The organism is Polymorphospora rubra (assembly GCF_018324255.1).
Classification (GTDB): Bacteria; Actinomycetota; Actinomycetes; order Mycobacteriales; family Micromonosporaceae; genus Polymorphospora; species Polymorphospora rubra.
In genome coordinates this window covers 5899678-5923324 of record NZ_AP023359.1, presented here as the reverse complement: position 1 = coordinate 5923324, position 23647 = coordinate 5899678, and the positions used below count along the sequence as shown (strand labels likewise).

22 protein-coding genes are annotated in these 23647 nt (G+C 70.3%); 14 read left to right on the top strand and 8 right to left on the bottom strand.

Annotated elements, in window-relative coordinates; all coding sequences use genetic code 11:
* Window positions 1-14: 14 nt before the first annotated feature.
* The 6 genes from Prubr_RS26820 to Prubr_RS26795 all read left to right on the top strand — a co-directional run bounded on the left by Prubr_RS26820 (window position 15) and on the right by Prubr_RS26795 (window position 7387).
* Window positions 15-1499 carry an aldehyde dehydrogenase family protein gene (locus Prubr_RS26820; RefSeq protein WP_212817679.1) on the top strand — a complete coding sequence of 495 codons (1485 nt, stop codon included), beginning with the start codon at window positions 15-17 and terminating at the stop codon, window positions 1497-1499.
* A gap of 52 nt (window positions 1500-1551) precedes the next feature.
* Entirely contained in the window at window positions 1552-3339 is a 1788-nt protein-coding gene (locus tag Prubr_RS26815; RefSeq protein ID WP_246567691.1) for a thiamine pyrophosphate-binding protein, read from the top strand.
* 45 nt (window positions 3340-3384) lie between these two features.
* Window positions 3385-4383 (top strand): DctP family TRAP transporter solute-binding subunit, encoded by a 999-nt coding sequence (locus tag Prubr_RS26810; RefSeq protein ID WP_212817678.1) that lies wholly within the window; start codon window positions 3385-3387, stop codon window positions 4381-4383.
* Window positions 4384-4456: 73 nt separating this feature from the next.
* Window positions 4457-5035, top strand: coding sequence for a TRAP transporter small permease (locus Prubr_RS26805; RefSeq protein ID WP_212817677.1), 579 nt, complete (start codon window positions 4457-4459; stop codon window positions 5033-5035).
* 2 nt (window positions 5036-5037) lie between these two features.
* A complete protein-coding gene (locus tag Prubr_RS26800) occupies window positions 5038-6312 on the top strand; it encodes a TRAP transporter large permease (RefSeq protein WP_212817676.1) in 1275 nt (424 codons plus the stop codon).
* Window positions 6313-6397: 85 nt separating this feature from the next.
* The gene (locus Prubr_RS26795) at window positions 6398-7387 is read left to right on the top strand and encodes a ThuA domain-containing protein (protein WP_246567689.1); all 990 of its coding nucleotides are present in this window, start codon (window positions 6398-6400) and stop codon (window positions 7385-7387) included.
* Window positions 7388-7448: 61 nt separating this feature from the next.
* Here Prubr_RS26795 and Prubr_RS26790 read toward each other — a convergent pair whose 3' ends face one another.
* Entirely contained in the window at window positions 7449-9329 is a 1881-nt protein-coding gene (locus Prubr_RS26790) for an ATP-binding protein (protein WP_212817675.1), read from the bottom strand.
* Between the two features lie 26 nt (window positions 9330-9355).
* Window positions 9356-9772, bottom strand: a complete 417-nt coding sequence (locus Prubr_RS26785) for a helix-turn-helix domain-containing protein (protein WP_212817674.1) — start codon at window positions 9770-9772, stop codon at window positions 9356-9358.
* Between the two features lie 167 nt (window positions 9773-9939).
* On the opposite strand from Prubr_RS26785, the gene Prubr_RS26780 reads away from it, so the two are divergent.
* Window positions 9940-11109: a NucA/NucB deoxyribonuclease domain-containing protein gene (locus Prubr_RS26780; protein ID WP_212817673.1), complete on the top strand. Its 1170-nt coding sequence runs from the start codon at window positions 9940-9942 to the stop codon at window positions 11107-11109.
* A 337-nt stretch (window positions 11110-11446) separates the two neighbouring features.
* On the opposite strand, the gene Prubr_RS37770 is transcribed toward Prubr_RS26780, so the two are convergent.
* Entirely contained in the window at window positions 11447-11572 is a 126-nt protein-coding gene (locus Prubr_RS37770) for a hypothetical protein (RefSeq protein ID WP_281425847.1), read from the bottom strand.
* Window positions 11573-11806: 234 nt separating this feature from the next.
* On the bottom strand, window positions 11807-12496 hold the full coding sequence (locus tag Prubr_RS26775; RefSeq protein ID WP_246567687.1) for a TOPRIM nucleotidyl transferase/hydrolase domain-containing protein: 690 nt from the start codon (window positions 12494-12496) through the stop codon (window positions 11807-11809).
* Window positions 12497-12585: 89 nt separating this feature from the next.
* Between Prubr_RS26775 and Prubr_RS26770 the strand changes: the two genes are divergently transcribed.
* The 5 genes from Prubr_RS26770 (at window position 12586) to Prubr_RS26750 (ending at window position 17196) form a co-directional block, all read left to right on the top strand.
* On the top strand, window positions 12586-12882 hold the full coding sequence (locus tag Prubr_RS26770; protein WP_246567685.1) for an ArsR/SmtB family transcription factor: 297 nt from the start codon (window positions 12586-12588) through the stop codon (window positions 12880-12882).
* A complete protein-coding gene (locus Prubr_RS26765; protein ID WP_212828570.1) occupies window positions 12882-13268 on the top strand; it encodes a VOC family protein in 387 nt (128 codons plus the stop codon). The genes Prubr_RS26770 and Prubr_RS26765 overlap by 1 nt, the downstream gene beginning before the upstream one ends.
* A gap of 59 nt (window positions 13269-13327) precedes the next feature.
* Entirely contained in the window at window positions 13328-13756 is a 429-nt protein-coding gene (locus Prubr_RS26760) for a nitroreductase family deazaflavin-dependent oxidoreductase (RefSeq protein ID WP_246567683.1), read from the top strand.
* A gap of 247 nt (window positions 13757-14003) precedes the next feature.
* Complete coding sequence (locus tag Prubr_RS26755) at window positions 14004-15728, top strand: DUF8189 domain-containing protein (RefSeq protein ID WP_212817671.1); 1725 nt, start codon at window positions 14004-14006, stop codon at window positions 15726-15728.
* Between the two features lie 247 nt (window positions 15729-15975).
* The gene (locus tag Prubr_RS26750; RefSeq protein ID WP_212817670.1) at window positions 15976-17196 is read left to right on the top strand and encodes a chymotrypsin family serine protease; all 1221 of its coding nucleotides are present in this window, start codon (window positions 15976-15978) and stop codon (window positions 17194-17196) included.
* Window positions 17197-17260: 64 nt separating this feature from the next.
* On the opposite strand, the gene Prubr_RS26745 is transcribed toward Prubr_RS26750, so the two are convergent.
* The 4 genes from Prubr_RS26745 to Prubr_RS26725 all read right to left on the bottom strand — a co-directional run bounded on the left by Prubr_RS26745 (window position 17261) and on the right by Prubr_RS26725 (window position 21626).
* Complete coding sequence (locus Prubr_RS26745; protein WP_212817669.1) at window positions 17261-17662, bottom strand: hypothetical protein; 402 nt, start codon at window positions 17660-17662, stop codon at window positions 17261-17263.
* 109 nt (window positions 17663-17771) lie between these two features.
* Complete coding sequence (locus Prubr_RS37150; protein WP_246567681.1) at window positions 17772-18422, bottom strand: DUF1036 domain-containing protein; 651 nt, start codon at window positions 18420-18422, stop codon at window positions 17772-17774.
* Window positions 18423-18911: 489 nt separating this feature from the next.
* Window positions 18912-19889 (bottom strand): glycoside hydrolase family 11 protein, encoded by a 978-nt coding sequence (locus tag Prubr_RS26730; RefSeq protein ID WP_212817667.1) that lies wholly within the window; start codon window positions 19887-19889, stop codon window positions 18912-18914.
* Between the two features lie 762 nt (window positions 19890-20651).
* Window positions 20652-21626: a phosphotransferase gene (locus tag Prubr_RS26725; RefSeq protein WP_212817666.1), complete on the bottom strand. Its 975-nt coding sequence runs from the start codon at window positions 21624-21626 to the stop codon at window positions 20652-20654.
* 271 nt (window positions 21627-21897) lie between these two features.
* Between Prubr_RS26725 and kdpF the strand changes: the two genes are divergently transcribed.
* Both kdpF and kdpA read left to right on the top strand, forming a co-directional pair.
* Window positions 21898-21987 carry a K(+)-transporting ATPase subunit F gene (kdpF, locus tag Prubr_RS26720; protein WP_212817665.1) on the top strand — a complete coding sequence of 30 codons (90 nt, stop codon included), beginning with the start codon at window positions 21898-21900 and terminating at the stop codon, window positions 21985-21987.
* A complete protein-coding gene (kdpA, locus tag Prubr_RS26715; protein ID WP_212817664.1) occupies window positions 21987-23642 on the top strand; it encodes a potassium-transporting ATPase subunit KdpA in 1656 nt (551 codons plus the stop codon). Before kdpF ends, kdpA begins: the two co-directional genes overlap by 1 nt.
* Window positions 23643-23647: the final 5 nt, after the last annotated feature.

Genomic DNA, 23647 nt, shown 5'->3' with positions numbered 1-23647 from the left:
CGATGGGAGCATCGATGACTCCGACCAGCGGCAGCACGGACGCCGCCCGCACCGGCACCACCGACGTCCTGGACGTCCCGGCCTACGTCGACGGGGCCTGGCTCGCGACCGGCACCCAGGTGGTGCGTACCGGCCCGTACACCCGGACGGCGGTCAGCCGGGCCCACCAGGCGGACGACGAACTGGTTCGGCGCGCCACCGCCGCCGCCGTCCCGGCCGCCGCCACCGTCGCCGCACAGACCCCCGCCGACCGCGCCGCCGCCCTCGAACGCGCGGCGGTCCTCAGTGCGCAACGACGTGACGAGATCGCCCACCGGCTGGCCCTGGAACTCGGCAAACCGGTACGCGACGGCCGCAACGAGGCCGACCGGGTCGCCGCCACCTTCCGGATCGCCGCCGCCGAAGCCCGCCGACTCGGTGGCGAGATCCTCCCCGCCGAGGGCTGGGAACACGGGCGGGGCACCACCGTCCTGACCCGGCGCAGCCCGGTCGGCGTCGTCCTGGCGATCACCCCGTTCAACGCGCCGGCGAACCTGCTGGCCCACAAGCTCGCCGCCGCGTACGCCGCCGGCAACGCGACGATCGTCAAGGCACCGCCGCAGGCACCGGCCGCCACCGCCGTGGTCGTCGAGATCGCCCTCGATGCCGGGCTGCCGCCGACCGCCGTACAACTCCTGCACGGCGGACCGGAGATCGGCGCCGCGCTCTGCGCCGCCCCGCAGGTCAACGCCGTCGCCTTCACCGGCTCCGCCGCCGCCGGGGCGGCGGTGGCGCGGGCCGCCGGTCCGAAGAGGACCGTTCTGGAACTCGGCGGCAACGCCGCCACCATCGTCGCCCACGACGCCGATGTCGCCGCCGCGGCGGCCGCCTGCGCCCGGACCGGCTACAGCAACTCTGGGCAGAGCTGCGTCTCCGTCCAGCGGGTCTACGTCCACCGGTCCCGGATGGCGGAGTTCCTTCCCGCCTTCACCGAGCAGGTCCGCGCGCTGCGCGTCGGTGACCCCCTCGACCCGGCCACCGACGTCGGTTCGATGGTCGACGACGACGCGGCCCGCCGGGTGGTGGACTGGACCGAGGAGGCGGCCCGCGACGGCGCCGGGATTCCCGTCGCCGGGGTACGCACCCACGCCACGGTCACCCCGACGGTCATCGTCGACCCGCCGACCTCCGCCCGGGTGGTCCGGGAGGAGATCTTCGGCCCGGTCGTCGTCGTACTCGGCTACGACGACCTCGACGACGTCGTCGCCGCCTGCAACGCCAGCCGCTACGGCCTGCAGGCCGGGCTGTTCACCGAGGACGTACGGACCATCTTCCGGCTCTGGCGCGACCTCGAGGTCGGCGGCCTGGTGGTCAACGGCCCCTCCAACCACCGGCTCGACCACATTCCGTTCGGCGGTGTCAAGGATTCCGGCATCGGCCGGGAGTCACCGGCACACATGATCGACGACTTCACCATCACCAAGACGATGCACCTGCGGGGCGTGTCCCTGTGGGGCTGACCGCCGCCGCCCCGGCAGCACCGACCACGACCACCGCCCGGAAGGACAACCCGTGACCACGCAGACCCCGACCGGAACCCGGCCCGCCGCCCCCGCGCCGACCGAGTCGACCACCGGCGCCCGACTCCTGGTCCGGCAACTGGAGTCGTACGGGGTGGAGTACGTCTTCGGGCTGTGCGGGCACACCAACATCGCCTTCCTGGAGGCGCTCGCGCACAGCCCGATCGAGTTCGTGGTGTTCCGCCACGAACAGGCCGCCGCGCACGCCGCGGACGGGTACGCCCGCATCACCGGCCGGCCGGGTGTCGTGCTCACCCACGTCGGACCCGGGATGATGAACGCCGTCACCGGCGTGGCGAGCGCCGCGATGGACTCCGTGCCGCTGGTCTGCATCAGCGGCGACATCCCCTCGTACTACTACGGCCGCCACCCCCACCAGGAGGTCAACCTCCACAACGACGGCGACCAGGCGGCGATCTACCGCCCCTTCGTCAAGCGGGCCTGGACCGTACACCGGCCGGAGGACCTGACCCGGTTCGCCGAACGCGCCTTCTGGACCGCCACCACCGGACGTCCCGGAGCGGTCCTGCTGAACGTGCCGATGGACATGTTCTCCCGGCCGCTGCCGGCAGACACCCCGGTACCGGCGGCCGCCCCGCCACCGGCGCCCCCCGCCGTCACCGACGAACTCGCCGAACGCATCGCCGCCGAACTCGTCCGGGCCGAACGACCGCTGCTCTACATCGGAGGCGGACTGCGCACCGCACCGGGCCGGGCCGCCGTCACCGGCATCGCCGAACACCTGGACGTACCCATCGTGCACTCGCTGATGGGCAAGGGCGCGGTCCCCGACTCCCACCCCCTCCTGCTCGGCATGCCCGGATTCTGGGGCTCCGAACTGACCAACCGGTACACCCGCGAGGCCGACCTGGTGCTGGCCGTCGGCACCCGCTTCGCCGAGACCGACGCCAGCTCGTGGGACGACCGGTACACCTGGCGCATCCCGCCGGCCCGGCTGATCCAGATCGACCTGGACCCGGCCGAGATCGGCCGGAACTACCCGGTCGAGATCGGGGTGGTGGCGGACGCGACCACGGCCCTTTCGGCGATCGGACGGGCGGTCACCCGGCTGGCCACCACCCCGGCGACCCGGCCCGGACTGCGCGAGGAGATCCGGGTCAGCCGGCAGGCGACCTTCGCCCAGGTCCTCGACGCCGCCGGGGACCGGCAGTTGCCGCTACGTCCGCAGCGGATCCTCGCCGACCTGCTGGCCACCCTGCCCGCCGACAGTGTGCTCGTCACCGACGTCGGTTGGAACAAGAACGGCGTCGCCCAGTGCTACCCGCTGCCCGGGGCGGGCCGCTTCATCACCCCCGGCGGTTCGTCGACCATGGGTTTCGGACCCGCGGCGGCGCTCGGCGTACAGGTCGGCGCCCCGGACCGGACCGTGGTCGCGCTCATCGGCGACGGTGGCATGAGCGCGCAGCTCGCCGCGCTGCCCACCGCCGTCGAACGCGGCCTGCCGGTGATCTTCGTGGTGATGAACAACGCCTCCCACGGCACCATCTCGGACCTCCAGGCGGCGAACTACGGAGTCAGCTACGGCTGTGACTTCACCGACCGCGACGGACGCCCGTACACCCCCGACTTCGCCGCGCTCGGCCGGGCCTGCGGCGCCGACGGCTACACCGTGACCAACCCCGACCAACTCGCCGAACACCTGGCCGCGGCGGTCGCCAACCGCCGGCCCGCGGTGATCGACGTACCCATGGTCAACGAGCCGGTGCCCACGCCGGGGCACTGGAACATCAAGGACATCTACCAAGGCGAATTCTCCTGAGCCCGGGGCCGCCGGCCCCGAAGACCGTCCCCCATAGGAGCCACGATGAAGCGCATCGCCACCGCCCTGACCAGCATCCTGGCGCTCGGGGCAGCCGCCACACTCGCCGCCTGCACGGATGCCGGTAAGGACGGCACCGTCACCCTCTCCCTGGCCCACAGCTACGCCAACACCCACCCCCACCACCGCTGCGGCGCCGAGAAGGTCGCCGAGTCCGTCGCCGCCTCCAACACCGGACTCAAGATCGAGGTGTACCCGAACAGCACCCTCGGCGGGCACGCCCAGCGGTTCGCCTCGGTCGTCTCCGGCGACATCGACATCGACCTGCAGGGCGCCTCCGAGATCTCGGCGACGTACGCACCGATCCGCGTCCTCGACGCCGCCTACGTCTTCGACGGCGCCGACCACCTCTTCGGCTTCTTCGAGAGCGGACAGGCCGACGCGCTGCGCGAGGACATGCTCGCCAAGACCGGAACCCGGGTCCTCGACGCCTGGTACTTCGGCATGCGGCACTTCACCGGCAACAAGCCGCTACGCACCCCGGACGACTTCAACGGCGTACGGATGCGCTTCCCGGACACCCCGCAGTTCCTCCAGAACGCCGAGGCGCTGGGCGCCTCCCCCACCTCGGTCGCCTTCGAGGAGGTCTACATCTCCCTGCAGCAGGGGGTCGTCGACGGGCAGGAGAACCCGATCTCGGTCATCTCCTCGCTGAACCTGCCGGAGGTGCAGAGCCACCTCAACCTCACCGGACACATGACCGGCTTCGTCATGCCGGTCATCAACGAGAACGCCTGGCAGGGGCTCACCGACGAGCAGCGCGAGGCGTTGAGTACGGCCATCAGCGAGGCCCGCACCACGGACCGGCAGTGCATCGAGGAAGAGGAGAGCAGCTTCGTCGCCACCTGGCGCGGCGACGGTCGGATGCAGATCGTCGAGCCCGACGTGGCCGCGTTCCGTACCAAGGCGGAGGCGTACTTCCGCACCGCGTTCTCCGGCCAGGACCTGGAACTGTACAACGCCGTCCGGGCCGCCGCCTCCTGACGACCCGGTCCGGGCGGCGGTCGTCGACCGCCGCCCGGCCGGTGTCGCCCTGTTTTTCGAAGGACGTGCACCAATGTCTGACCCCTCGGCCGACGCCGCACCGACCGCCGGTGACGCACCGGAATCCGGCGGCGGCCCTCCGGCCTGGCGCCGGATATCCGGATGGATCGACCGGACCGAACGGTTCCTCGGCGCGACCTTCCTCGCCCTCGTCCTGCTCCTCGTCCTCGTCCAGGTCCTGCAACGGATCACCGTCGGCAGCGGCTGGGCGTGGACCGGCGAGATCGCCAAGTACGGCATGGTCTGGTCCACCTTCATTCTCGCCGGCCACCTGCTCCGCCGTGGGCTGCACCTGCGGCTGGAGGTCATCGACCGGTGGCTCGGTCCACGCGCCGAGCGGCTGGTGACCCGACTCACCGACGCGCTCGTCGCGCTGATCTGCATCGGCCTGACCTGGGCCGGTTACGGGCTGGTCACCGCGCCGTTCGTCGGCGCCGCACCGGCGTCGGGCCTGTCGCTGCGGATCGTCTACCTGATCTCCGTGGTCGGGCTCGGCCTGACCGCCCTGGCCGCCACCGGCCAGGCCCTGTTCGGCCGGCCGGTGGACGACCGGCGGGCGAAGTCCGGCCCCGCGGTCGAAGGAGCGATCTGACCATGGCCATCACACTGCTCGGCATCGCCATCGTCGTGCTGCTGTTCCTTCGGGTACCGGTCGCCTTCGCGATCCTCGGCCCGTGCGTGACGTATCTGCTCGCCACCGGACAGTCGCTCGAACTCGGCCTGCGTACCACCATCAACGGCATCGACAGCTGGCCGCTGCTCGCCGTACCGCTCTTCGTCCTGCTCGGGGTCATCGCCAACCGGGCCGGGATCGCCGAACGGCTCTTCGACTTCGCCATGGCCCTGCTCGGCCGGGTCCGCGGCGGCATGGCGTACGTCAACGTCGGCTCCAGCGTCGGCTTCGCCTGGATGAGCGGATCGGCCCTGGCCGACGCCGCCGCCCTCGGCGCGATCCAGGTGCCGGCGATGCGCAAGCAGGGCTACCCGCAGAACTTCTCCGTCGGACTCACCGGCGCCGCCACCCTCATCTCCCCGGTGATGCCACCGAGCATCCCGGCGGTGGTCTTCGCCTCCGTCGCGGCCGTCTCGACCGGCGCACTGTTCGCCGCCGGGGTGATCCCCGCGCTCCTGATCGCCGCCGGCCTGCTGGTCTACGTGGTGATCTGGTGCCAGCGGCAGACCTTCCTCAAGGCGGGCAGATTCGACGGCCAACTCGTCCGGCGCACCGGGGTCCGGGCCCTCGCGCCCGCGGTGACCCCGATCCTGATCATCGGCGGGATCCTCGGCGGCTTCGTCACCCCCACCGAGGCCGCCGCGGTCGGCTGCCTCTACCTGCTCGTCCTCGGCCTCTGCTACCGCACCATCACCCCACGCCAGCTGCCGTCGATCCTGCGCGAGGCGGCGGTGACGGCCGCCGCGATCATGCTGATCATCGGTTCGACGTCGCTGCTCGGCTGGATCCTCGCCCGGGAGCGCATCCCCGGCATGGTCGCCGAGTGGATGACCGGACTCACCGACGATCCGGTGATCTTCCTGCTCCTGGTCAACGTCATCCTGATCCTGCTCGGCACCATCATGGAGCCCACCTCGGCCCTGGTGCTCAGCGTGCCGATCCTGCTCCCGGTGGCCACCCAGTTCGGCGTCGACCCGATCCACTTCGGAGTGATCGTCGTCCTCAACCTGATGATCGGTCTCATCACCCCGCCGATCGGCCCGGTCGCGTACGTGCTGAGTTCGGTCACCGGAATTCCCGTCGGCGCGGTGTTCCGGGGGCTGCTGCCCTTCCTCATCCCCCTCATCGCCGTCCTGCTCATCGTCACCTTCGCGCCCGGCCTCGTCCTCTGGCTGCCCGGTCTGCTCAACCCCTGACCGTCCGGCCCGGTCCCCCGTCCGGGCCGGTCCACGCCCGGCTCTCTCACCCCCGGCTCGTCCCACCCCCGGAAGGAGCTCCACCGTGAAAGTCTCCCGTCCCGTCACGACGACCCTGCTCGGCGCCGCGCTCGTCCTCGGCCTCGCGCTGACCGCCTCCTCCGCCGCCACCCCGCCGGCGACCGCCAGTGCCGGGAACGGCAACGCCAGCAACGCCCGCAGCGCGCTGGAGGCGGTGTACGACTACGGCGTCTGCCGGGGAACGAACGACCGCTGCTACAACGACTGGGGCAACCGGGCCGACCCGGCCCGGGAGGGACGGGTGCTGCTGTACACCCGTACCGTCGGGCCCCGGCACGCCCACCTCGGCCCCGCGCTGCCCGCCGGCCTCAACCCGGAACTCGGCCCCGGCAACGTCGCCCAGGCCAACCTCGTGAAGTGGCTGGACGAGGCGGGGATCGCGGCCGACTGGACCGAGGACGTCGCCCAACTCAGCTCCGCCGGGCGCCTGCGCCCGTACCACACGGTGATCTTCCTCAGCACCACCCGGGACACCCTCGACGACAACGCGCAGACCGCGCTGATGCAGTACATCCGTGGTGGTGGCGGGTTCGTCGGCATCCACAACGCCTTCGGCACCGAATACCACTGGAAGTGGTACGAGGGTCTGCTCGGCGGCACGAACTTCTACGACCACGGCCGGCACCAGACCGCGACGGTCCACACCGAGTCGAAGCGGGACCCGTCCACCAGCGGACTGCCCAGGACGTGGGAATTCAAGGACGAGTGGTACAACCTCTACCCGGAGCCGAGCCACGTCCAGCCGCTGCTCCGGGTCGACGAGGCGACCATGGCGGAGGGCACCACCGGCAGCCTCGGCCACCCCGGCCACGGCAAGGACCACCTGGTTTCCTGGTGCCACTACTACGACGGTGGCCGCGCCTGGCTCACCACCCTCGGCCACGACGTCGCGGCCTGGACCGACGCCGAACTCGTCGGCGACACCCACTTCCGTCAGCACGTCATGGGCGGGATCCGCAGCACGATGGGCATCACGGCGTTCTGCCAGAAGTGACATACCCGCGGGGTGGACGTCGGCGGTGATCGGTCCGCCGACGTCCACCCCGAAGATCAGGTCACGGAGTACGGCGCCGCACCAGCCGCGCCCGTACCTTTTCGGCGTCTTGATGGCGCACGTTGTCGAGCAGTGTGAGCGCCTCGCGCCAAGCCCTTTCCGCGGCGACGGTATCGCCCAGGCAGGAGTGGGCGTCGCCGAGGTCGGTGAGGATGAGCCCGGCGAGGTGGTCGTCGCCTGCCTGACGAAAGCGGCCCAGGGCTTGGTGATAGCAGGTCAGCGCCTGGTGGTGGTCCCCGAGCCGGTGATGCGAGTAGCCGAGGCTGTGCCAGGCGCTGGCCTGACAGATCGGGTCGTCGACTTCGGCGGCGAGTGTCACCGAGCGCCCGCAGTGTGCGAGCGCGTCGGCGTACTCGCCCAGCAGCGCCTGATACCACCCGACGGCGTTGAGCGCGCGGGCCTGTCCCGGCCTGTCTTCCATCTCGACGCAGATGCCGAGCGCGTGTCGTGCCTGGTCGCGCGCCACGTCCAGCCGGCCTTCCCGCTCGCTGAGCAGAGCCAGACTCAACCAGGTACGTCCCTCCGCGTGCCGGTCGCCGTGCCGCTGAGCAAGTTCGAGTGCCGCACTTAGATGTGTGCGTGCCTGGCCGTAGTGTCCGAGTCTGAGGTGCGCGCGGGCGAGATGCCGGTGGGTGCCGGCCTCTCTGAGTGGTTCGCGCAGCCGCCGGGCGGCGGTGAGTGCCGCCTCCTGGATGGAGGCCAGGTCGTTCCAGTGGCCACGCCGGTCGAGGTAGTCGCCGAGCTTCTCGGCGAGCTGCCAGGTGATCGCGTCCTGGCCGTCGGCGACGGCGATGTCGACGGCGCACAGCAAGGCCGCGTGTTCGGCGGCGAACCAGGCTGAGGCGTCGTCACCGGGATCCCCGGCCACGACGCCGGGCGGTGCCTGGAGCGGAGGCTCGGCCGGGCATGCCGCGGCGTGGGCGGTGTGCAGGTAGTGGTGGAGCAGGCGACGTGTTGCCGCCTCCCGCGCGTCGTCCGGTTCGGTATCGCGGACCAGTTCGGCGGCGTACCAGCGGAGAAGGTCGTGCATGACGTAGCGGTCGGCGCCGCGACGGCTGAGCAGGTTGCCTCGCACCAGTTCGGCGAGCGCCGCACCGGCTTCGGTGACGCTCACCGCGGCGAGGCTCGCGGCGGCCGCGACCGAGATCGGCGTTCCGGGATGCAGGCCGAGCAGCCGGAACAGGCGCGCCGCCGCCACCGTGAGGGCCTGGTAGGACCAGGAGAACACGGCCCGGGTATCGCTTCGCAGGTCGTCGCCGGTCAGCGCGTCGAGGCGGGCCGCGCTCAGCTCCGCGGCGAGGGCTTGCAGTGGGGTGTGCGGGTTGGTGGCGGCCCGCGCCGCGGCCACACCGAGTGCCAGTGGCAGGCCGGCGCAGAGTCCGACGATTGTGGCGGTCGCGGCGGGCTCGGCTTCGGCGCGGCCGTCGCCGACGCGCGTGGCGAACACGATGTGGGCGGCTGCGTGCGGGAGCGGGCCGAGGGTGATCGGGAGCGCACCGTCGAGGGCCACCAAGCCGGTGAGCCGGTTGCGGCTGGTGACTACCACCGTGCACGTGGCCGTCGCGGGGAGCAGCGGGCGCACGTGGGCACTGTCGTAGGCGTTGTCGAGCAGGATCGACACCCGTCGCCCGGTCAGCGCGCTGCGATAAAGTGCCGCGGCGGCGTCCTCACTTCCGGGCACCTGCGAATCCGGCACACCGAGCGCGGACAGGAACGACCGCAGGGCATGCGCGGCCGTCACGGTGCGGCCGCTCGGGTCGAATCCCCGAAGGTCCACATAGAGCTGCCCGTCCGGGTACAGGTCAGCGGTCCGGTGCGCCCAATGCGCCGCCAGGGTGGTCTTGCCGACGCCCGCGGCACCGTCGATCACGGCGATCGCCACGACGCCCGCCGCCTTGGCGCCGTCGATCAGCCCCTCAAGGCGCGCCAGTTCCTCGACACGGCCGGTGAAGTGCCGGGGCGGGGCGGGAGTTGGCGAAGCGCCGGCCGGGCGGAAAGGGGAACTGTCCGGCGGCCGTTGCGCCGGTGCTCGTCGATCCGATCCCGGGCGGTAGCCAGCGCGCCCTGCTCCGCCGAGGTCGCGCCGAGCAGGCGTACCAGCGCGTCGAGGCGGTCGGTGGGGGCGAGCGTGTGCCCGGTGAAGTATTCGGCGACGGCCGTGGTGGACCATCCGGTACGCGAAGCGATCTCCCGGTAGGTCAGCTCGCGATCCCGGCGGTGCCGGGCGTGTCTGCGGCGCAGGGCGCGCAGAAGCGCTGCCATCTGGCTGGTCGTGACGGCGACCGCCGCCCTGCCCAGAAGCTGCTCCTCGGGGCCCTGTCCCATCGCCGCTCTCGCCATAGACGCCGGTGCCGGCAGCTTACCCGGACGGCCGGTGGCGGTGGAAGGCGTTCGCCGGTGTTCGCTGATGTTCGTCGATCGACGGAGTACCGAGCCTTCGGATGGTCATCCGGGCCACCATGCCAGCGGGATCGCTTCGTTTGGAGGTATCTATGAACGTGTTGCCGGCAAGATGGCTCGCACGCGTGGCCGTCGGGCTGCTCATGGCCGCGGGCACGGTCTTCGCGGTGAGCCCGGTGACCGCGGCGGCGGCGCCCGCAAGCGTGGCGCCGCCGCCTGGTTGCACCACGTCGGGCGTGCCGGACGGGATGGTGGGCTGCCTCCGGCTCGGGGTGAGCGCGCCTGCCTCCGTCCGTACGACCGCCGCACCCGCGGCGGTTCCGGCGGGGTGCGGCAATGGCAATTGGGTCAACATGTCGCGCTTCGTGATGTGCAAGTCGGGTGGTGGCCTGTACCAGGTGATTGTGGCGCAGGGCGGCAGCGTCGTGGGCGAGATCTACTTCAACTACTCAAGCATGGTGACGCTGCAAGCCAGAGACCTGCGGTGGACGCAGTCCTTCGAGTACTCCCCGGTCCGCGCCTGGGGTGTGCTCGGCACGCCGACGCTCTGGTCGGTACCCGATTGCATGTTCTATTGCAGCATCGTGGGTGGCAACCCGCCGACCGGCAGCGCGCTCAGCGTCCTATCCGGTTCGGCGACCTTCACCTCGCCGCGGTTGCCCGGCCAGTACTGGGGTTCGAGGTCGGACTGGGGATTCTGGTTCGTCAACCCGGCGACGGTCAACCAGGTGACCACCACGTTGTGGACCAACTACCCAGGTCACCGCTGCGACGACGCGCTTCCGGGTGGCACCGCGGGCTGCGCCAATCAGGACTTCGTCCCGACCCTCGACGTCCCCGAAAGCCGCTATCCCATGTACGCCTCGCACATCAGGCATGCCATCCGCACCACCAACCTGCCGTCGCAGCTCACCCGAACGACCAACAGCGCCGTGATCGACGCCAACCGGAATACCTCCTGCCCCACGGGCCCGAGCTACCCGCGCCCGGCCGGCTACACCTGCGACGAGTACCCCTTCGCCTCCACCGCGCAGGGCGCCGCCGCCAATCCCGCCGGGTTCACCTTCAACTTCAACACCAACCGGTTGGGAAGGCTCCTCTGCCAGGTGCCTTGGCTGACCGAACACCGCAGCACCACCAACCGTGGCCACAGCGTGTGCATGATCCCCACGGCAGAGAACAGCCTGGGCGGCTCCGACCTGCAGTCGTTCTTCCTCGACAACAGGGTCATCGACCGGGACAACTTCAACGTGCGCGCCTAGTCGGCAGATTGCCATGGACGGTTGGTATCCGTACGGATACCAACCGCCAGGACTTTGTCGATCCAGACTATGGGGAACGGTGCGCCCTCAAGGAATATCCCGAGCACGCCAGAGCGACCGACGGTGCCGCCACCTGTCGGGTGCTCTTTCGCCGTACGCGCGAAAGCCCCAACCTGCTCGGCGTACAGCTACTGTCCGTCGCGCCGAACGGATCACGCCGCCTCGATGATCTCGGCGAACGGAGCATGTCTGTGTGGGAGCACATGGTGCGCCGGAGCCGTTGCAATGGAAGGGGCCGCCGGGTCATCTGGCCCGGCGGCCGCTGCTGTCACCCGTGCTAGTTCGACCAGGTGAATCCCGCCAGGTTCGATGCCCCCTGAGCCTGCTCCAGGCCGAAGAGGGCGACCACCCCGGCGGCGACCAGGAGGACAGCGAAGGACATGACCATGCTTCGCAGGCGCACGATGACCTCCAATACGAAATTCGATTTTGGGAAGGGTATCAATCATTCGTCGGCCCGGGCGCCCTGCAGCGACTTCGCGTATTCGAACCGCACTCGGCATCACCGGACGGCGGAGCAACGGCGGCCAACGACACGGTCGGATATTCGTGGCCGACAATCAGGTGAATCGTTCGGCACCGGTGACGCGAAGCAGGTCGATCGCGGAGGGTGCGGAGGTGTCGGGCGCCTGGTGGGTCAGACGGCGGTGAGCAGTGCGTCGAGCGGCCGGGGCAGGGTGCCAAGGTCGACCGCCGCCTCGACGAGCAGCCGCGCGTAGCGCAGCTTGCGACGCGCGCCGCTGCCCAGGAACCGCCGCATCTGCGCCTCGGGCTGCCGGCCGCGCCAGGCGGGCTGGCTCTGCAGCGAGCGGAACGACCCGAGGTCGCCCTGGGCGTCGAAGAGTTGCTCCACCCGCGCGGCGCCCACGGCGCGGAGCAGTTCGTCCTCCAGATCGTCGACGCAGACGTGGAACCCGAGGTTCTCCATGTCCGCGCGGGTGGGTGTCGTGCCGGTCCGGGCGGCGACGCCGCGCCGGAACAGCTCCTCCTCCCGCAGGTCGCACAGTCCGGCGATGCGCATCCCGGCGCTCAGCGGTCCCGGCATCGTCAGGAAGCGGCCGATCGCGTGTGCCCCGCCGATCGGAAGGATCACGATCCGCTCCGCCTCGAGGTCCCGGCCGCGGCACACGGCGGCCGCCTCCAGCGCGATCTGGTCGCTGATGCCCTCGACCAGCACCACGGCCGCGGCGTCGCCGACCTTCGCCAGGGCACGGGCCGTCGCCACGGGTGTGGCGTCGGGGCCACCGGCGTGGCCGTCGGACTGTCGGGGAGTGGTGACATCCATGGCGGTTCCGGTGGGCGTGTCGGCTCGTCGGGTCGCGGCCATGCCGCAATCATCGGTGCTGTACACATCCGCTGACCAGGGATTTAGAGTTCGCTTGACAGGCAAGTCACCGCTTGCATATAACTGTGCGGGTGGACGCGAACCCCGACCTGTTCAGGGCCATCGGTGATGCGACGCGACGCACCATCCTGGACGAGCTGACCGACAAGGACGGTCAGACGCTGTTCGAGATCTGTGGCCGGCTGACCATGAAGCACGGCCTGGCCTCCTCGCGGCAGGCCATCTCGCAGCACCTCGCGGTGCTCGAACAGGCCGGCCTGGTGCACACCCGGCGGCAGGGCCGTTACAAGTTCCATCACATCGACACCGGCCCGCTGCGCTCGATCGTCGAGCGGTGGCCCATCAACCGAGAGGAACCCAACCCGTGATTCGCATCAACATCACCAGCGTATTCGTCGACGACCAGGCCAAGGCACTTGCCTTCTACACCGAGAAGCTGGGATTCATCAAGAAGACCGACGTACCCGCCGGCGACGCCCGCTGGCTCACCGTGGTCTCCCCGGCCAACCCGGACGGTGTCGAACTGCTGCTCGAGCCGGACGGCCACCCGGCGGCGGGCCCGTTCAAGAGTGCCCTGGTCGCCGACGGCATCCCGTTCACCCAGTTCGCCGTCGACGACGTGTACGCCGAGGTCGAACGACTCAAGGGGCTGGGCGTCGAATTCACCCAGGAGGCGACCGACCTGGGGCCGGTGGTCACCGCCGTCTTCGACGACACCTGCGGCAACCTGATCCAGCTCGCCGCCATGAAATAGTCGCGGCGCAGGCGGAACCCGGCGGAATAGTGATATCGAACGAGCGGTTGGTGCCGGTTGTGACGAATTCCGAACTGAGCCCGACCGACTGGGTTCGCAGGCAGACCGAGCAGATACTCACGCAGGGCACGACCGATGGCGTGTTGATCCTGGACCGTCCGGTGGTGCTGGTGACGACGACCGGCGCGAAAACGGGTGCGAAGCGCTACGTCCCCGTCATGCGGGTCGAGCGCGACGGCTGGTACGCGATGGTCGCGTCCAAGGGCGGCAGCGTCGACCACCCCGCCTGGTATCACAACGTGAAGGCAAACCCGGCTCTCACGCTTCAGGACGGCACGGCGATCGGCCCGTACGTCGCCCGCGAGGTGGCCGGGCCCGAGCGCGACGAATGGTGGGAGCTCGCCGTCGCGGCCTTCCCCCCGTACGCCGAGTACCAGACCAAGACCGAGCGCCTGATCCCCGTCTTCGTCCTCGAGCCGGCCGACTGATCCGTACCGACGGCCCGTCGCGGCGGCCCCTTCCGGCACTCGGGACGGGCCGCCGGCACGTTCCGGCGCTTCGGGCCCGCCCCGGGCCGCTCTGAAGACACCCAAACTCCCCATGATCACCTGCCGCCGGCGGCCGTCGGCGGCAGAGATCAGGATCCCGACAGGACGTATCTGCCGCACCGGTTCCGCCGTCCTTCCTGCCGAGCGCCGGGCCCCCGCCCGACGCCGTGCACGAGGAGGTTCCGGGTTGCGAAGGATCGCGGTGGGGTGGCTGGCGGCGTTGACCGTCGCGGGCTCGATGCTGGTGGGCGCGCCGGCGACGGCACAGCCGGCGCTGGACGGCGCGGCGTTGGAGCGGTTGAAGGTCCGGCTGGACCGGGCGGCAAGCGTGCCGGCCGGGGTGACCGGCTGGTACACGGACGTGGACGGGCGGACGCTGGTCGTACAGACCCTGCCTGGTACGAGCGCGACCGCCACGCGGTTCGCGCAGGACAACGGGGTGCCGCCGACCGCGGTACGGGTCGTCGAGGCCGCCGGACGCCCAGAGCAGCAGTCGGAGCGCCTGCCCGCCGGCAACGAGTTCCTGATCGGCGGAGCCGCCTGCTCGACCGGGTTCGCCGTGACGGAGAACCTCAGCGGGGACGCCGGATTCGCCACCGCCGGGCACTGCGCTCTCGAGACGCCGCCCGGGGCGCTCACCGCGAAGGGGCGGCCGCTGGGTGTCTGGGGCGGCTACTCCTTCCCGTCCAGCGACATGGCCTGGGTGCGGACGTACACCGACTGGCGGCCGGTCGCCGAGGTGGCCGGCCTCGGCCCGGTCAACGGCGACGAACCGGCGGACGAGGGCACCACGGTCTGCCGTACCGGCCGCACGACCGGCGTGCGGTGCGGGACCATCCTGGCCAAGAACGCCACCATCATCTACCCCGGCCGCGACGGCGGCCCCGACAAGGTGGTCACCGGCCTGACCATCACCGACGCCTGCTCCGAGCCGGGCGACTCCGGCGGCCCGTACGTCGCCGGTGACCAGGCCCAGGGCGTCCTCTCCGGCGGCCTGAACCTGCCCTGCGGCCATTCCGGCGACCGGTCGTACTTCCAGCCGATCCGGCCGATCCTGCACACCTTCGGCCTCACCTTGACCCGCTACTGGCAGGGCTGGACCGAGGTGCCCGGCGGGCAGCTCATCGACTCGGCCCCGGCGGTGACGAACTTCGCCGGCGGCGAGTACGTCTTCGCCCGCCGCGCCGACGGCCAGATCGTCCACGCCGGCCGCACCGGCACCCACTGGTCGGGCTGGACCACGGTGCCCGGCGGCCGCACCACCCCCAGCGCGCCGGCGGTCACCGTCCACAACAACATGCTGTACGTCTTCGTCCGCGACGACGCCGGCCGCATCCACGTCAACACGGCCACCCGTACGGCGTGGTCCGGCTGGGTCGAGGTACCCGGCGGTGGCACGACTCCGAGTGCCCCGGCCGCCGCGGTCGTCGACGGTGAGCTGCACCTGATCGTGCGGGCCGGCAACGGCAAGCTGGTCGAGAACGTCCACGGCCCGTCCGGCTGGTCCGGCTGGAGTGTGCTGCCGGGCAACGGCCTCACCTCCGACGCGCCCGCCGTGACCGAGTACGACGGCACGCTGCGCCTGGCGGTGCACTCCGACAACGGCAGCATCTACCTCAACACGTACTCCGACGGCGCCTGGACCGGCTGGGTCCCGGTGTCCGGCAACGGCTGGACCGCAAGTTCGCTCGGTCTGGCCAGTTACGACGGTCTGCTGCGCGTCTTCGCCCGGGGCGGCAACGACCGCCTGTTCACCCTCACCTCCGACGGCACGACCTTCAACCGGTGGATCGAACTGTCCGGCAACGGCGCGACCCCGAGCGGCCCGGCCGCCAACGTGTACGACGGCGAACTGCACCTGTTCGCCCGCGGGCTGAACAACCGGGTCTACGTCAACACCGGCCGGGCCTGACGCCCGCCGGCCGCCATCAGGCGGGGACCGTCGCCCCCGGTAGTTGATTTTGGACATATATGCACCAGACAAGATCAATACAACCGGCGCATACGGCAACTGTGAACGCGCGCGAAAGAATCATCACCGAGGGCGACGGGACGGGCCCGAAGCGGAACACTCCCGAATCGGGGCGGTCGGTCGACCGCTCCGATTCGGGAGGAGGAGACCGCACATGATCGGATCACAATCCTCGACGGGGCGTGCGATGCCGCATCGTGCCCTTGTCACGGCGGGCGTCGCCGTACTCGTCGCCGCGTCGCTCGCCGGCCCGGCAACGGCAGCACCGCCGGCGGTCGACAGCCGGCCCACCACCGCCGGCGCGGGGCCGGTCGGCGCCGTACCCGGTGGGTTCGCCACCTGGTCGGAACTGATCGACGTCCAGACCCGGCTCAACACCGCGGCGGAGCGGATCGCCTCGGCCAGGAACACCGGATTCGCGGGGATCGTGGCCGCTCCGGAGAACCGCGAACTACGGGTCTACTGGAAGGGTGACGCCGGCGCCACGGTGGGCTCGCTGATCACCGACCTGAACCGCACCGTCCCGGTGCGACTGCTGCCGGCCCGCTTCTCCGCGGCCGAGTTGGCCGGCGCGGCCCGCGGTCTCGCCGCCGTACCGAACGTCGTCAACGTCGTCCCGAAGGTCGACGGAAGCGGCATCCAGCTGACCGTCACCGGCGACACCACGCGGGCCAGCACTGCGCCGGCCGTACGTGCGTCTGCCGTCCCGGTCTCCGTCGTGACCGGAGGGAGGCCGGTCGCCACCCGTGACCGGCAGGCCGACAACCTCTACTACTACGGCGGGGCCCGGTTCCGGTCGCCGGTCGGCGCGTGCAGCACCGGCTTCGCGATCTACGTGGCCGGTGCCCCGCAACTGCTCACCGCCGGCCACTGCGGCGAGAACAGCCAGATGGTGACCACCGGCGCCGGCGTCACCATGGGCAGCATCCACAGCAAGAACGTCTGCCAGGACACCGGAATCATCAGCGCCGGCTCCTGGGGGCGGGTCTTCACCGGCGACCCCTACTCGGGCACCGGCGTGGGGATCGGTGGGACCGCCGGCAGCTTCGTCGGCAACTGGGTCGTCACCAGCGGAGCCACCAGCGGCGAGCACAGCGGCATCCAGGTCACCGCGGTCGGCCTGTTCCTCGCCATCGGCGGCATCCCGTGCCCCAGCGTCGGACCGCTGGTCCAGGCCCGGCAGACCGGTGGCCAGTGCGCCGTCGCGCCCGGTGACAGCGGCGGCCCGGTGATCGCCTACCGGACCGACGGCAGGGCCAACGCCGTGGGCACCATCACCGCCGGCTCGGATCCCGTCCCGAACAGCGCCTGCCCCGGCACCATCCACACCCCGGGCTACAACTACGTGTACTACGTCCCGATCATCAACTCGGTGCGGAGTTACGGCGCATCGATCATCACCAGCTGACCCGCGCGGACCCGCCGACCGGGCCGGCGCCCCCGGTCGGCGCCGCGGCACTCCGGGTACGGCGTCAGATCGCGCACCGGCGGCCGGACACCAGCCTGGTGTCCGAAAGTCCGGCGGCATCGGTGATGGTCACCCGTATCACGAAGAACGAGCCGGGAATGCAGTTGCCTGAGCCGAGCGTCACGTGCGCCACCGGGTCGGTCTGGGAGCTGGAGATCCACCCACCGGACACCGCGTTCCACTGGCCGACCGCCGGGTCCGTACCTCCAGTCCACCGAGCCTCGCAGGAGAGCAGGTAGGTGCTGCCCGGGAAGCAGTAGGCCGACGTGATCACCGGCCCGGCCGAGGCAACGGCGGACGGCGGGGCGGGCGCCGCCGCCGATGGTGCGCCGGCCAGGACGACGGCCGAGGCCGCCGTCGCCACGACGCACAGCGACAGGAAACGCGTCACGGACCACGAGCGCATTGATCGATCTCCTTTTCGGTGGCGAGACTGCGACGGCGACCCGGATGGGATCCCGATGGGGATGGAATTGCGGTCGGTTCCAGAAAACGTGCAGCGAGGACAGCTATTTCTACGGGACCAGGTTCACGGTCCAGACATCCGCACGAAGGTCGACTCCACGCAAACCCAGGGTGCGGTCACCGATTCTCTGGTTGTACAAGCAGGAGTCGAACGGGGACGTGTTCGGAACATGGATGATCTGAAGGTCGCCGGCCCAGAACGCGCCGTCCGCCGCTTCGGCGAAGAAGTACGCCCAACGGCCATCGGTGTTCAGGACATGGACCGACTGCCCCAGGTCGATGCTCCACCAGCCACGCGTTCCCCACAGCCCCAGGTTGGCGCAGGTTCCCGGACTGTAGTACGAGATGCAGAGCCTGATCCGGGGACCGTAGCTGTTGCGGAAGTGCAGCTGTCGTACGACGTTGGTGACCGCGCCGCCACCAGGCTCGCCGCCGAACCGCGCCTTCGGGGCCATGCCGGGCGAGACGCTCTCGCCGTGCGGTCCGGCGAGTTCCGTCCCCTGCTGCTGCCGGAGCACGACGCCGCGTGCGGGCGGATCGTCGTACGCCCCGACCGGGTCGGGCATCCGGACGCCGCCGTCCACGCCGGATCCGGCGCTGGCGGCGCCCGGGATGAGGATGCCACCCACCCCGAGGCCGAGCAGCGCGCCCGCGCGAAGGATCGATCGCCGATTGATCGGCTCCTGGTCGGAGTGATTCACAGATGCTCCTCGAATCGGTCGAAGAATTCGATTGATCGTCGGCTCGTCCGGAAACACGGATGTCGCCCGACCACACGGAGCATCCATCGGCATTCATAAATCTGTCAAGCATGCACATCGAATCGAATAATGATCCTATGAACGATCACCGAAATGACCTTGCGCGGTCGCCGACGCGCTCGACGCCGTCGACGGGCTCGGCACCCCGGTCCGGATCGAGCACGCCATGATCCGTGGTATACACCAGGGATGCCGCACGGCGGCCCTGGGCGTGGCCGGAAGGCGGGCGCGCTGCGGAGCGGCGCCGCCGCGGACCTGGTCGAGCCGGACCGGGACCCGGTGGGCAGCGATCCTGCGCGGATCACCGGGATCAGGGTCACCGGCACCTGGTGTGCCGGCCGGCGTACCGCATGACCGGCACCGACCGCGGCGCCGGGACGCGGCGGCCATGAGCCGCCGGGCCACCGGCGCCGGGTGGCCGGCGAGCGGTCAGCCGGTGCTACAGGAGACCGTCGGCCAGGTCCAGTTGCCGTTGTGCCGGATGGTGACGCCCCAGTTGTTGCCGTTGCCATTTGGCCTGGCGGTCAGCACCTGGGCGCTGGGATAGCTGGCGCTGACGTTCCAGGTCGCGATGATTCCGGCGGGTGACGGGACCGTCATCGTCACGGTCCAGTTGCTGGAGCCGGTCACCGCGACGTTGAGGTTGTAGCGGTCGCTCCACTGCTGGCCGGCGGACAGCGTCGCGGTGCAGCCACCACCACCACCGCCTCCGCCTCCACCGCCGCCGAGCGTGATGTTGGAGCTTCCGCTGCTCTGGTAGCCCTCGGTCGCGAGAATCATGTAGTCGTGGCCGCCCAGGTTCATGCCGTTGCGGGCCCATGCGTCGAAGTGGTTGCCGGAGGTGATCGTTCCGCCCGTCCTCTTCGACTGCCGGACGCTCCAGTACTGCGGGAAGGTCCTGGTGCCCTCGATGGAGGGGGCGTTGTAGCGCATCGTCTCGTAGATGTCGTACGTACCGCCGTCGCTGGTGACCGTGCCCTTGTACGTACCCGTGGGCCGGTACGTGCCCCAGTTGTCGACCACGTAGTACTCCACGAGCGGGTTCCTCGTCCAGCCGTAGAGGGTCAGATAGGCGTTGCCGGACGGGTTGAAGCTGCCCGAGTAGGACACGCTCCTCCGTCCGCCGGTGCTCCAGCCCTTACCCGCGACGAAGTTCCCGGTGTTTCGCCACGAGGTGCTGTAATTTCCACCGGCTCCCAGTTCCATGGAGACCGTGCCGGGACTGTCGGTCCAGAACGAGTAGAAGTAGCCGTCGTGGGTGCCGGTCTGGTTCGAGGTCACGGCCGCGTGGGCGGTGCCGGGCAGCGTGATCGCGGCGGCGACCAGCGCCAGCGCGCCGGCGCTGGCGATGAGTCGCCCGATGAGCCCGCGTCTGCGGCTTTTCGGTCGGACGGTGGTGTCGTTCATTGGGGTGTTCCCTTCTCGCGGGACGGCTGGTGGGAACCAGACAGCGTGATCCGGCCCTGCGGACGGTCGGCGGCCAGGGTCCGGCCACCGCGCATGGGCGGGCATCACGGTTGGGGTTGACCGGTCGTCATGCGTCCGATGACCGGAGGGCCAGGTAACAACAGGCGCTCGATCGATGGCACCCGATGCACTTGGGTGCCCCGAGTATCGATCCGCTATCGGCTCCCCGTCAACAACTTCCGGAAATGCCGCAGGAGCGCTCTCCTGACCAGGCCGACATCCGTCGGCTTCCACACCTGGCCACCGTCATGAGAGGCGGGTCGAGCGGTCTCCGAGCCACAGGTGGGCGCGAGTTCGATGATCAGGCTCGGAGTCACTGGCACCGAAACTTCCGGACCCTTCCGGACTCCTTCCGGAAGCCCGTATGGGAAGGCGGCAGCGATCTCGGCCTGGAAGCGTCCGGCCAGCCGGTCAGGTCGGGGGCGCCCGCGACAGCGCGGCCGTACCCGGGGATCTGGCCGACGTTTCCTACGCTGCGGGCAGCGCGGCCGGGACCACCGGCCCGGTGCGCTGTCGTGGAGGGTGCGAACCGTGTGGATCAGGGCGAGGAGCGCCGGCTCACCGTTCGGTAGGCGCCGGGGCCGGCCGGGTCGGTGGATCGTACTGCGGTTGCTGCGACGCGGCCTGCGCCACGGTGCGCGACGCGGATTCGGCTGGCGCCGGTAGCCGCTGCCCGCCCGGTGGGTCCGCCCTACCTGCCGGTCAGTCCGCCAGGCCCGCGGCGAACGGCATGGACCGCCACTGCTCGATGAGCGGCCGGATAGCATCCACCAGCAGGGGCAGTTGCGGCGCGAGTGCCAGACTGGCAATGCCCCGCAGCATCCCGACGGCGGTCACGAAGCTCAGAACGTCCTCGTCCAGCTCCCGCATGCCCTTGCGTCGTGCTTCGCGGTTGTAGGCGGCTTCACAGTCGGGGCCGAGGCCGGCGATGTCCCACTCGACCGGCCCCAGTGTCACCATCTCGAAGTCGGCGTACAGATGCCCGTCCACCGCGGGAAAGATGTTCACGGCCGGAGAGTCGCCGTGGATGGGCTGGAGTTCGATTCCCGGAAACGTCTTTTCGAACGTGGTGCGTGAGCGCACGACAGGTTCCAGGATCCGCCATTCGCGGCGCGCGCGGTCCAGGTCGGCCGGGTCGATGAGGTCGCGGCGGTCTTCGAGCAGTGCGAGGCTGTCTTCGATGAACCGGGGTTCGGCCGCGGACAGGAACGACAGCTCGCCCGGATAGTCGCGCATGGCGGCGTGCAGGTCGGCGACGAGGCCGGCGTTCGCCACGTAGTCGGGCTCCTCGTCCGAACTCTTCTCGACGAACTGCCAGAACGTCATCGAGAGTCCGTCGACCTGAACGGGCTCGGGTGGCACGAGCGGGCTGGGCGGGATGACGGGAGTCCCCCGGGCCGCGAGCCACCGCGCCATGTTCAGCTCCGCCTGCTGCCGGCCCGCCTGGCTGGCGAGGTCCGCGTAGTGCGGTAGCACGGTGAGGACCCGGGCCACGACGGGCGATGGTGCAAGGTGGACGACGACGGAGAACACGTCGTAGAGCACCTTGGCGTCGGTCACGGTGAGTCCGAGACCACGCCCCGCGCGGACAGCGGCTTCGACGGCACGCGCGGCACGGTCGGCGATCTGCTCCGGCGTCATGAACGCACCCATGGCGCGATTGTTCCAGACGAGCACTGCCGTGCTTCGTCGGGGCGATTCCGTTCGGCGGCTCGCGCGATCGGCCGGGCGCGTGAAAACGGCGTCAAGAATTGCCGCCGGAGCGTCATCGTCGCGTTATGGCCCCTGTCGGTCCGCGCGACACCGGCGTACCTCTTGTTTGCGCGACCCGGAGCGGGCGCGAAGCGAGTCCGGCAAGAGGAGTCAGCGTGCCTGACGTGGTGTTCGTGCTGTTGACGGTGGGGCTGTTCGCGGCTCTCGCCTTCGTGGTGCGGGGTGTGGAGAAACTGTGAGCGTCGTCAACTCCGTCGGCCTGGTGCTGGCGATCGGCCTGGCGGTGTTCCTGGTGGCCGCCCTGCTGTTCCCGGAACGTTTCTGATGAACACGACGACAGCCGGCACCGTTTTCGTGTTGTCGTTGGTGGCGGCACTGGTTGCCGTCTACCGCCCGTTCGGCGACTATCTGCACCGTGTGGTCCGCGATAGCCGGCAGTCCCGGGTCGAGCGGGGGATCTACCGGGTGGTCGGGGTGGACCCGGCGGCCGGGCAGTCGTGGGGCGTCTACGCCCGCAGCCTGCTGGCGTTCTCGGCCGTGTCGATCCTGTTCCTGTACGCGTTCCAGCGGCTGCAGAACCATCTGTGGCTGTCGCTGGGCTTCGATCCCGTGATCCCCCACGGGGCGTGGAACACCGCGGTGTCGTTCGTGACCAACACGAACTGGCAGTGGTATTCGGGTGAGTCGACGATGGGTCACCTGGTGCAGATGGCCGGTCTGGCGGTGCAGAACTTCGTCTCCGCCGCCGTGGGTATCGCGGTCGCGGTCGCCCTGCTCCGTGGCTTCGCCCGTAGCCGTACCGGTGAACTCGGCAACTTCTGGGTCGACCTGACCCGGATCACCCTGCGGATCCTGCTGCCGGTCTCGGTCGTCGGCGCCCTGGCGCTGATGCTCGGCGGTGTGGTGCAGAACCTGTCCGGCGGCACCGAGGTGACCACCCTGACCGGCGGTACCCAGTTCGTCCCGGGCGGCCCGGTCGCCGGCCAGGAGGTCATCAAGGAGTTGGGTACGAACGGCGGCGGCTTCTACAACGCCAACAGCGCCCACCCGTTCGAGAACCCGACCCCCTGGACCAACTGGCTGCAGATCTTCCTGATCCTGCTGATCCCGTTCAGCATGCCCCGGGTCTTCGGCCGCATGGTGGGCCAGCACCGGCAGGGGTACGCGATCGTGGCGGTCATGGCGATCCTCGCCCTGGCCAGCGTCACCCTCACCAACGTCTTCGAACTGGCCGGCCACGGCACGGTGCCGCAGGCGGTCGGGGCGGCGCTGGAGGGCAAGGAGACCCGGTTCGGGGTGTCGAACTCGGCGACCTTCGCCGCGGCGACGACACTGACCTCCACCGGGGCGGTGAACTCGTTCCACGACTCGTACACCGCCCTGGGCGGCATGGTCCCGCTGGTCAACATGATGCTCGGTGAGGTCGCCCCCGGCGGTGTCGGTGCCGGCCTGTACGGCATCCTCGTCCTGGCCGTGATCACCGTCTTCGTCGCCGGGCTGATGGTCGGCCGCACCCCCGAGTACGTCGGCAAGAAGATCGGCCCCCGGGAGATCAAGCTCGCCTCGCTGTACTTTCTGGTCACGCCCGCGCTGGTGCTGATCGGCACCGCCGCCGCCTTCGCCACCGGCAACAACGCCACGGCGCTGAACGTCGGCCCGCACGGCCTGACCGAGGTGCTCTACGCCTTCACCTCGGCGAGCAACAACAACGGCTCCGCGTTCGCCGGGATCACCGTCAGCACGCCGTGGTGGAACACCGCGCTGGGGCTGTGCATGCTCCTCGGCCGGTTCCTGCCGATCATCCTGGTGCTGGCGCTGGCCGGCTCGCTGGCCCGTCAGCAGCCGACGCCCGCCTCCGAGGGCACCCTGCCGACCCACCGGCCGCTGTTCGTCGGGATGGTCGCCGGGGTCACGGTGATCCTCGTCGCGCTGACCTTCCTGCCCGCCCTAGCGCTCGGCCCGCTGGCCGAAGGGCTGTGACCACC

What these genes read in the sequence shown, in the direction of transcription:
- Prubr_RS26820 (WP_212817679.1), top strand. Translation starts at nt 15, where the DNA reads ATGACTCCGACCAGCGGCAGCACGGACGCCGCCCGCACCGGCACCACC.
- Prubr_RS26730 (WP_212817667.1), bottom strand. Translation starts at nt 19,889, where the DNA reads ATGAACGACACCACCGTCCGACCGAAAAGCCGCAGACGCGGGCTCATC.
- Prubr_RS26800 (WP_212817676.1), top strand. Translation starts at nt 5,038, where the DNA reads ATGGCCATCACACTGCTCGGCATCGCCATCGTCGTGCTGCTGTTCCTT.
- Prubr_RS26810 (WP_212817678.1), top strand. Translation starts at nt 3,385, where the DNA reads ATGAAGCGCATCGCCACCGCCCTGACCAGCATCCTGGCGCTCGGGGCA.
- Prubr_RS26750 (WP_212817670.1), top strand. Translation starts at nt 15,976, where the DNA reads ATGCCGCATCGTGCCCTTGTCACGGCGGGCGTCGCCGTACTCGTCGCC.
- Prubr_RS26775 (WP_246567687.1), bottom strand. Translation starts at nt 12,496, where the DNA reads ATGGCCGCGACCCGACGAGCCGACACGCCCACCGGAACCGCCATGGAT.
- Prubr_RS26780 (WP_212817673.1), top strand. Translation starts at nt 9,940, where the DNA reads ATGAACGTGTTGCCGGCAAGATGGCTCGCACGCGTGGCCGTCGGGCTG.
- kdpA (WP_212817664.1), top strand. Translation starts at nt 21,987, where the DNA reads ATGAACACGACGACAGCCGGCACCGTTTTCGTGTTGTCGTTGGTGGCG.
- Prubr_RS26745 (WP_212817669.1), bottom strand. Translation starts at nt 17,662, where the DNA reads ATGCGCTCGTGGTCCGTGACGCGTTTCCTGTCGCTGTGCGTCGTGGCG.
- Prubr_RS26805 (WP_212817677.1), top strand. Translation starts at nt 4,457, where the DNA reads ATGTCTGACCCCTCGGCCGACGCCGCACCGACCGCCGGTGACGCACCG.
- Prubr_RS26785 (WP_212817674.1), bottom strand. Translation starts at nt 9,772, where the DNA reads ATGGGACAGGGCCCCGAGGAGCAGCTTCTGGGCAGGGCGGCGGTCGCC.